The organism is Streptomyces sp. NPDC090741 (assembly GCF_044769045.1).
GTDB lineage: Bacteria > Actinomycetota > Actinomycetes > Streptomycetales > Streptomycetaceae > Streptomyces.
Map to the genome: position 1 here is coordinate 546,675 of NZ_JBIVXF010000004.1, position 8,194 is coordinate 554,868.

General features: G+C 70.6%; 7 protein-coding genes and 1 rRNA gene. 6 read left to right on the forward strand and 2 right to left on the reverse strand.

The window, feature by feature from the left end:
* The first annotated feature begins 39 nt into the window (after window positions 1-39).
* Genes ACIQU4_RS14730 through ACIQU4_RS14755 form a run of 6 tightly spaced genes read left to right on the forward strand, consistent with a single transcriptional unit; the run spans window position 40 to window position 7,286 of the window.
* Window positions 40-885 carry a hypothetical protein gene (locus tag ACIQU4_RS14730; protein WP_403729543.1) on the forward strand — a complete coding sequence of 282 codons (846 nt, stop codon included), beginning with the start codon at window positions 40-42 and terminating at the stop codon, window positions 883-885.
* A complete protein-coding gene (locus ACIQU4_RS14735) occupies window positions 875-2,194 on the forward strand; it encodes a hypothetical protein (protein ID WP_403729545.1) in 1,320 nt (439 codons plus the stop codon). The genes ACIQU4_RS14730 and ACIQU4_RS14735 overlap by 11 nt, the downstream gene beginning before the upstream one ends.
* Complete coding sequence (locus ACIQU4_RS14740) at window positions 2,191-3,753, forward strand: SCO6880 family protein (RefSeq protein ID WP_403729548.1); 1,563 nt, start codon at window positions 2,191-2,193, stop codon at window positions 3,751-3,753. The genes ACIQU4_RS14735 and ACIQU4_RS14740 overlap by 4 nt, the downstream gene beginning before the upstream one ends.
* 19 nt (window positions 3,754-3,772) lie before the next feature.
* Entirely contained in the window at window positions 3,773-5,191 is a 1,419-nt protein-coding gene (locus ACIQU4_RS14745) for an ATP-binding protein (RefSeq protein ID WP_403729551.1), read from the forward strand.
* Entirely contained in the window at window positions 5,192-6,763 is a 1,572-nt protein-coding gene (locus ACIQU4_RS14750; RefSeq protein ID WP_403729554.1) for a type VI secretion protein, read from the forward strand.
* A gap of 40 nt (window positions 6,764-6,803) precedes the next feature.
* Window positions 6,804-7,286 carry a hypothetical protein gene (locus tag ACIQU4_RS14755; protein WP_403729557.1) on the forward strand — a complete coding sequence of 161 codons (483 nt, stop codon included), beginning with the start codon at window positions 6,804-6,806 and terminating at the stop codon, window positions 7,284-7,286.
* A gap of 9 nt (window positions 7,287-7,295) precedes the next feature.
* Here ACIQU4_RS14755 and ACIQU4_RS14760 read toward each other — a convergent pair whose 3' ends face one another.
* Both ACIQU4_RS14760 and rrf read right to left on the reverse strand, forming a co-directional pair.
* Complete coding sequence (locus ACIQU4_RS14760; RefSeq protein ID WP_403729559.1) at window positions 7,296-7,850, reverse strand: GNAT family N-acetyltransferase; 555 nt, start codon at window positions 7,848-7,850, stop codon at window positions 7,296-7,298.
* A gap of 87 nt (window positions 7,851-7,937) precedes the next feature.
* A 5S ribosomal RNA gene (rrf, locus tag ACIQU4_RS14765) occupies window positions 7,938-8,054 on the reverse strand.
* Window positions 8,055-8,194 lie beyond the last annotated feature (140 nt).

Here is an 8,194-nt window from a genome sequence, read left to right on the forward strand (position 1 = left end):
AGCGCTACCGTCGTACGAGGCGGAGGGGGCGGACACGGAATGAGCAACGACGACCAGTACGGCGGCGGTGCCGGCGGCAGCGGGTACGGCGAGATCGGCGGCACGGGCCAGACCCGCACCCGCCTCCCGGACTCCGCCTCGGACCCCTACGGCACCCCGCCCCGCCGCACCCCACGCGCCTCCCGCGGCCTGGTCACGGTGGTCGGCGTGGTGGTCCTCCTGATCGCCGCGATCGCCTTCGCCAACCAATCCGCAGACACCCCCGAGACCCCGGCCGACCAAGCCCCACCGACAGCCTCCTCCACGGCAGCCACAGGCACCCACCCGGTCGACGGCAAGAACGGCGGAATCCCCTCCGGGTTCGCGCAAGACGAGCAGGGCGCGCAGTCGGCCGCCTCGAACTACGCCGTCGTGCTGGGTTCTGACGGCATGTTCAACACGACGCGCAGACACACCATCGTCGACGCCGTCGCGGACAACAGCACACGGGCGAAACTCCAGGCCGGGTTCGACGCCGACTACTCGGCCGGACTGTTGACCCAGATCGGCCTGACCAAAGAGGGGCTCGCCCCGGCGGGCTTCACCTTCGTCAGCCGGACCGTCCCGGTCGGCGTCAAGGTCAAGAGCTTCGCCAACGGGACCGCCTCGGTGGACGTGTGGTGCATCGGCATGTTCGGGCTGACCGGCGAGAAGTCCACCCGCCCCGTGACCAACGGCTGGTTCACGCTCTCCCTCAACCTCAAGTGGAACGGCTCCGACTGGAGAGTCCTCGAGACCGCCCAGAAGACCGGTCCCACCCCGGTCACCGGCGACAACCCCGTGTCCACCTCCGACGAGATCGGCAAGGCCGTCACCGAATTCGGAGGGTTCACCTATGCCCGCTAACCGCAGGCCCTCGCTTCGCCGTATCGGCGCCACCGCGGCCATCGTGCAGGCCGCCGTCTTCCTCCTCGCCGCCCGAGCAACGGCCGACCCGACGCCTTCGCCCACGCCGAGCGCCAGCAACGACCCGTGCGCGCTGATCGCGGGGCCGGCCCGGGACTACTGCGAGCGCGGCAGCGGCGCCGCAGGCGCCCCCCGCACAGGCCTAGCGCCCAGCGACCCGGCCGATGCCCTCAACCCCCTCGCCTCCCTGGCCAAGGGCTGCGCCGACGCCGCCGCCTGGATCGTCACCGAGCTCAGCAAAGCGATCAACGGCACGGCCAACGTCGACTTCACCAACGGCGCCTTCCTCAAGCAGTACGCCGTCGTCTTCGCCGCCTCCACCATCCTCACGCTAGTGCTCTGGCTCTTCGCCGTCGCCAAGCGCGCCATCCGCGGCGTCCCCCTCACCACCGCCATCTCCGAAGCCGTCGGCTTCCTCTGGCTCACCGTCCTCGCCTCCGCCTTCACCCCCCTCATCCTCTACACCGTCGTCTCCGCCACCGACGGCGTCACAGAGGTCATCGCCTCGGCGAGCGGCGGCCAGACCGACGTCTTCTTCGGCTCCTTCATCGAGGCCCTCAAGAAGGGCGACTCCATCGGCGGCGGCCCGATCATGCTGATCGTCGTCTCCCTCGTCACCGTCCTCGCCGCCGGCGTCCTCTTCCTCGAACTCTTCATCCGGGCCGCCCTCCTCTACGTCGGCGCCCTCCTCGGCGTCGTCGTCTACGCCGGGCTCGTCGACCGCAACCTCTGGGGCCACGTCCGCCGCTGGGCCGGCATCATGATCGCCGTCATCCTCGTGAAGCCGGTCATCGTCATCGTCCTCGGCCTCGCCGGAGCCCTCGCCGGCGAGAAGGGCCCCAATGCCTTCTCCGCCGTGGTCTCCGGCCTCGCGATCATCCTCCTGGCGATCTTCGCCTCCGCGATGATCTACCGCTTCGTCCCCGGCTTCGGCGACGAGATCGCCTCCGCCCGCTCCAACCGCAGCAAGGCCACCGACGGCGCCCAGGCCGCCGCCGTCATCAGCTCCCCGGCCTCCCTCGTATCCCAGGGCATCAAGACCCACAGCAGCCGCGGCGCCCACCGCGGCGGCGACGGCGGCGGCGGCTCCAGCGCCCCCCGCCCCGCCAACCCCCTCTCCGGAGGCGTGGCCGCCCACAGCAGCCGCCCCACCTCCGGCGGCGGGGCCGGCGGCGGATCCATCCCCTCCGCCACACCCCCGCCCCGCACGAGCTCGAGTACGAGGAACACAGGAGGTGACGGGCGTTGACGACCCAGTCACACCAGCTGCACCCGATCGCGCCCCGCCGCACGTATCTCATCGGCCGGGCCCGGCCGAACGCGATCGTCGGCAAGAACCGCGAGAGCGGCGAGATCGCCCTGATCATCGTCGGCGCGTTCCTCGGCATGATGAGCGGCCTGCTCGTCCCCGCCCTCACCCTGCGCATCGTCAGCCTCGCCGGGTTCCCCATGCTCGCGCTCGCCGCCGTGTACGTCCCGTACAAGGGCCGCACGTTCTACAAGTGGTTCGAGATCAACCGCAGCTACAAGCGCACCCTGCGCCGCGGGACCACGTACCGCTCCTCCGCCATGGAGGCCGGCGTCCGCGCCGCCGACGGCCGCGAGGTCGAGGTCGGCCCGCCCCCCGGCATCGGCCGGATCAACTGGCTCGCCGCCCCCTTCGGCCCCGACGAGATCGCCGTCCTCCTCCACGCCGACCGCAGAACCGTCACCGCCGCCATCGAGATCGAGGGCCCCGGCGTCGGCCTGCGCGACAGCGAGGACCAGGAAGCCCTCGTCGACCGCTTCGGCACCCTCCTCAAGCACGTGGCCAACGGCGACGGCTTCGTCACCCGCCTCCAGATGCTCGCCCGCACGCTCCCCGCAGACCCGGACGCCCACGCCAAGGACGTCGCCCAGCGCGGCGACACCCGCGCCCCCGTCTGGCTGCGCGACTCGTACGACCAGCTCCAGTCGATGGTCTCCACCTCCTCCGAGCAGCACCGCGCGTACCTCGTCGCCTGCATGCACTACACGCGCGAACTCGCCGCCGAGGCCCACACCATCGCCCGCGCCGGCACCCCCCACAAGGGCCGCAAACTCGACCGCGACGCCGGCCTCGCCATCGTCATGGCCCGCGAACTCACCGACATCTGCGCCCGCCTCGCCGAGGCCGACATCCGCGTCCGCCAGCCCCTCGGCCAGGGCCGCCTCGCCTCCCTCGTGCACTCCATGTACGACCCGGACCACCCCATCGACCACATCCAGGCCATGACCAAGCGCAACGCCTGGCCTGCCGAACTCGACGCGGTGGAACCCACCTTCCTCCAGGCCAAGACCCGCGAGTCCTCCACCCGCGCCCCCTGGTGCCACGCCACGGCCTGGGTGAAGGAGTGGCCGATGACCCCGGTCGGCGTCAACTTCCTCGCGCCCCTCCTCGTCCACACCCCGGACGTGATCCGCACCGTCGCCGTCACCATGGATCTGGAGCCCACCGAGGTGGCCATCGAGCGCATGCTCACCGAGAAGACCAACGACGAGGCCGACGCCAGCCGCGCCGCCAAGATGAACCGCACCGTCGACCCCCGCGACATCGCCGCCCACGGCCGGCTCGACCAGAGGGGTGAAGATCTCGCCAGCGGTGCGGCAGGAGTCAACCTGGTCGGGTACATCACGGTGTCCTCGCGATCCCCGGAGGCACTGGCCCGCGACAAGCGCACCATCCGCGCCTCGGCGGGCAAGTCCTACCTGAAGCTGGAATGGTGCGACCGCGAGCACCACCGCGCCTTCGTCAACACCTTGCCGTTCGCCACCGGCATCCGACGCTAGCTGGAGGGAAGTGCCGCCCATGCGAGATCCCATGTCCGCTCTGACGGACGCCTTCACCAGCTTCCTGTTCGGCAAGGTCGAGACCACCCGCCTGCCCGTACGCACCTCCACCGGGCAGGCGCAGGCCGTCTACCTGCCCACCGCCGCCCCCGGGCTCGGCGACTCCGGCGTCATCATCGGCCGCGAGGTCTACAGCGGCAAGGGCTACATCTACGACCCCTTCCAGCTGTACGGCCAGCAGCTCCCGGCCCCGCACTGGCTGGTCCTCGGCGAGTCCGGCAACGGCAAGTCCGCCCTGGAGAAGACGTACGTCCTGCGCCAGCTCCGCTTCCGGGACCGCCAGGTCGTCGTACTCGACGCCCAGGGCGAGGACGGCGTCGGCGAGTGGAACCTCATCGCCCAGCAGCTGGGGATAACCCCCATCCGCCTGGACCCCATCGCCGCCAACGACGACGGGATCCGACTCAACCCCCTCGACCCGGCGATCACGACGACCGGCCAGCTCGCGCTGCTCCGGACCATCATCGAAGTCGCCATGGGCCACGGCCTCGACGAACGCTCCGGCTTCGCGCTCAAGGTCGCGCACGCGTACGTCGTCGACATGATCCGCGACCGCCAGCCGGTCCTCACGGACATCGTGGAACAGCTCCGCCACCCGGAGGCCGAGTCCGCGGAGGCCATGAACGTCGACATAGACGATGTACGGGCCTGGGGCCTCGACGTCGCGCTCGTCCTCGACCGCCTGGTCGACGGCGACCTCCGCGGCATGTTCGACGGCCCCACCACCGTGGGCATCGACCTGGACGCCCCCCTCATCGTCTTCGACCTCTCCCACATCGACCGCAACTCGATCGCCATGCCGATCCTGATGGCGATCGTGGGCGTCTGGCTGGAACACACCTGGATCCGCCCGGACCGCAAGAAGCGCATCTTCCTGGTCGAAGAGGCCTGGCACATCATCAACAGCCCCTTCGTGGCCCAGCTGTTCCAGCGCCTCCTGAAGTTCGGCCGCCGCCTCGGCCTGTCCTTCGTCGCCGTCGTCCACCACCTCTCGGACGTCGTCGACGGCGCGGCCGCCCGCGAGGCCGCGGCCATCCTCAAGATGGCCTCGACCCGCACGATCTACGCCCAGAAGGCGGACGAGGCCCGGGCCACCGGCCGCGTACTCGGCCTCCCCCGCTGGGCGGTGGAAATCATCCCCACCCTCACCCCCGGCATCGCGGTCTGGGACGTCAACGGCAACGTCCAGGTGGTCAAACACCTGATCACGGAAGCGGAACGCCCCCTGGTCTACACGGACCGCGCCATGACGGAGTCCTCGTCCCAACCCCAGCTCCCCGACGACCTGCTGGCAGCCGAACTGGAGGCGGAGGAAAGAGCCCTCCTGATGGAACGCCACCGCAACGGCGGCCCGGGCTCGGCAACAACGGTGGCGTAAATGCACGACGAACGGAACGGCAAACCAGGCGGCGTCCCGGACGCCCTCCTGATCGCCCTCCTGGCGTTCCTCCTGGGCCTGGCGACCCTGGTCTGGACGTCCACGGGCCTGGCCGCGCTCTTCTCGAAGGGCGCCTGGCCCTCCACGGTCACGTTCACCCGCACCGCGGGCGCGGTCCGCGCCCTGATAGCTCAACCGCACGACATCCCGGGAGCCTGGCCGGACACAGCCCCCTCGGCCCTCTCGGGCTGGGGCCTGTTCTGGGGCCTCTTCATCAGCCAACTCCTGATCCTGCTCGTGCTGACGATCTTCGTGATGGGCGTGATCGCCCGCACGAAGTCCCGCCGCACCAAGCCGGGCCACCCTGCTGAGCCGGCGTTCGATGCGCTGGGGGTCCCCCCAGCGCAGCAAGGGGGAGGGTCTGGGGGCAGAGCCCCCAGCAGCTCCGGCCCCACCATCCCGACCCCGGCCGAGCCGTACCTCCCGCCCGAGCCGCACCACCCGCCCGAGCCGCACCACCCGCCCGGGCCGCACCACCCGCCCGGGCCGCACCACCCCGCCACGCTGCCCATCCCAGCCCCGGCAGCACATCCAGCCCCGCCGGCGTTCGAGGCGCTGGGGCCCGGGGCCAGCACCCCCGGCAACGGCAGCAGCCCCATCGGCCTGGCCTACGGCCCGCCGGCCCAGCGCCACCCCCTGGCCCTCCGAGCCCTGGCGGCAGCGGAAGGCGCGGCCCTGGTCCTCACCTCCTCCCCGGCCCTCTGGGCGGAAACGAAGGACGCCCGCGCCAAACTCGGCCCGGTCCTCCTCTACGACCCCTCCCACCTCTGCGACACCCCGGCCCGCATGCACTGGAACCCCGCCGACGCCTGCGCCGACCGCGATACCGCCGCCGCCCGCGCGATCGCGCTCCTGGCCCCCGTACGCCCCCAGGCCCGTATGGACGCGGCCATCGCCGACACGGCGGAAACGCTCCTGCGCAGCTGGCTGCAAGCCGCGGCCCTCGACGACCGCCCGTTCAAGCAGCTGCACCGCTGGGCCCAGGGCAACAGCGCCCAGGACCCGGTCCGCATCCTCCGCACCCACCCCCAAGCCGCCCCCGGCGCCGCCGGCGAACTGGAAAGCGCCCTCACCGCCCACCCCGAACGCCGCGAGCAGGCCCAGCACCTGACGGCCCGTGCCCTCTCCTGCCTCACGTCGATCCACATCCGCGAGGCCTGCAATCCGAACCGAACAGATGCACTGACCCTCGCATCGTTCGTGGCCGAAGGGGGCACCCTCTACTTGGTGGGCGAATCGCTGGAAGATCCCCGTACCCACCCGGGTGCGATGCCGCTGCTCACCGCACTCGCCGCGAGCGTGGTCGAGCACGGCCGCCGCATGGCCGCACGGTCATCCCACGGCCGGCTCGACCCACCACTCACGCTCGTCCTGGAGGACGTCGCGGCCGTGGCCCCGATCCCCCAGCTCCCCGAGCTCCTCCAGGAAGGGTCCCTCCCCCTGCTCGCCCTGTGCCGCAGCCGCGAACAGGCCCGTGCCCGCTGGCCGGAGGCAGCCGCGCTCCAGCACTAGAGCGCGCATTTGCTGGTGATCAACCATGGGGGGGATCGCGTTGGATCGACGGAAGCTGATCGGGATAGGGGCGGGGCTGGCGGTCCTACCCGCCTGGTGGGCCCTGCGTCAGGTGGAGAACGGGGCCGAGGAGGACTGGCACACCGACATCGCACCGCTGGAACAGGCGTTCCCGCTCCTGGGCCCACTCACCGACGCCAAGTGGGTGAGCAGCCGGGACAACGACCGGAGCGGCGTACCGTCACCGGAGCTGGTGATCTCGGGCTTCGCCCGGTTGGCGCCGGGGAAACTTGCCGAACTGACGGCGGCCCACGCCTTCGTCTCGGATGAGTCGGCCGATGACTACTTCTCCTCGTGGTTCGAGAAGCCCCTCAAGGGCGAAGGCCCGAAGAACCCGCAGTGGATCCGGTCGCAGGAGCTGGACCGCGACGGCGACGGCGACGGCGACGGCCATCACACCAGCCTGTGGTTCGACCGTCGCAGCGAAACCGTCCGCTTCCGGGCACTCAACCCGTACGGCTAGACGCGCTCCCTACGGACGTGGCACCACGTACTCGAACTCCTTGGCCCCCGGATCAGCCGGCACCGGCAGGACCTCCCCGGTCGCGCGGAACCCGAACCGCCGATAAAAGGCCGCGGCCCGCGCGTTGTCCTCGTGCACGAAGAGCCGTACGCGCTCCAGCGCCGGCCCCTCCAGCGACCAGGCCCAGTCCAGCGCGGCCGCGAAGAGCCCCTCGGTCAGCCCGGTGCCCCGCTGCTCGGGACGTACGAACACACCCACCAGGTGCCCCTGGGTCCGCTCGACGGCGCGCTCGAAGAAGTCGGTGGTCCCGCCCTCCTCGACGAGCACGGTCACGGACCCGACCCACTGCCCGTCCGGTGCCTCGGCCACGAACTGCCGTGCGTGCCGCCCGTGCGAAGCCCCGCTCGCCCGGTCCTGCCAGAAGTCGTCCGTCCTGGCCTCGGCCTGGTCCAGGTTCTCCAGGAAGGCCACCGGCGCGGCCGGGTCCTTGAGCGCGGTGATCCGCAGCTCCTTGACCTTCTCCCACTCGTCCGCCCGAACCGCACGCATCACATACTCACTCATGCCCCGGATCCAATCACAGGCCGGCATGCCCGTAAACGCAGAAAAGCCCCGTACCGGATACCCGGTACGGGGCTTTCTACAATGATTGTTCGGCGGCGTCCTACTCTCCCACAGGGTCCCCCCTGCAGTACCATCGGCGCTGAAAGGCTTAGCTTCCGGGTTCGGAATGTAACCGGGCGTTTCCCTAACGCTATGACCACCGAAACACTATGAAATTTGAACGCTGGCATTGACACAGCTGTTCGTTATTTCAGAACTAACACAGTGGACGCGAGCAACTGAGGACAAGCCCTCGGCCTATTAGTACCAGTCAGCTCCACCCGTTACCGGGCTTCCACATCTGG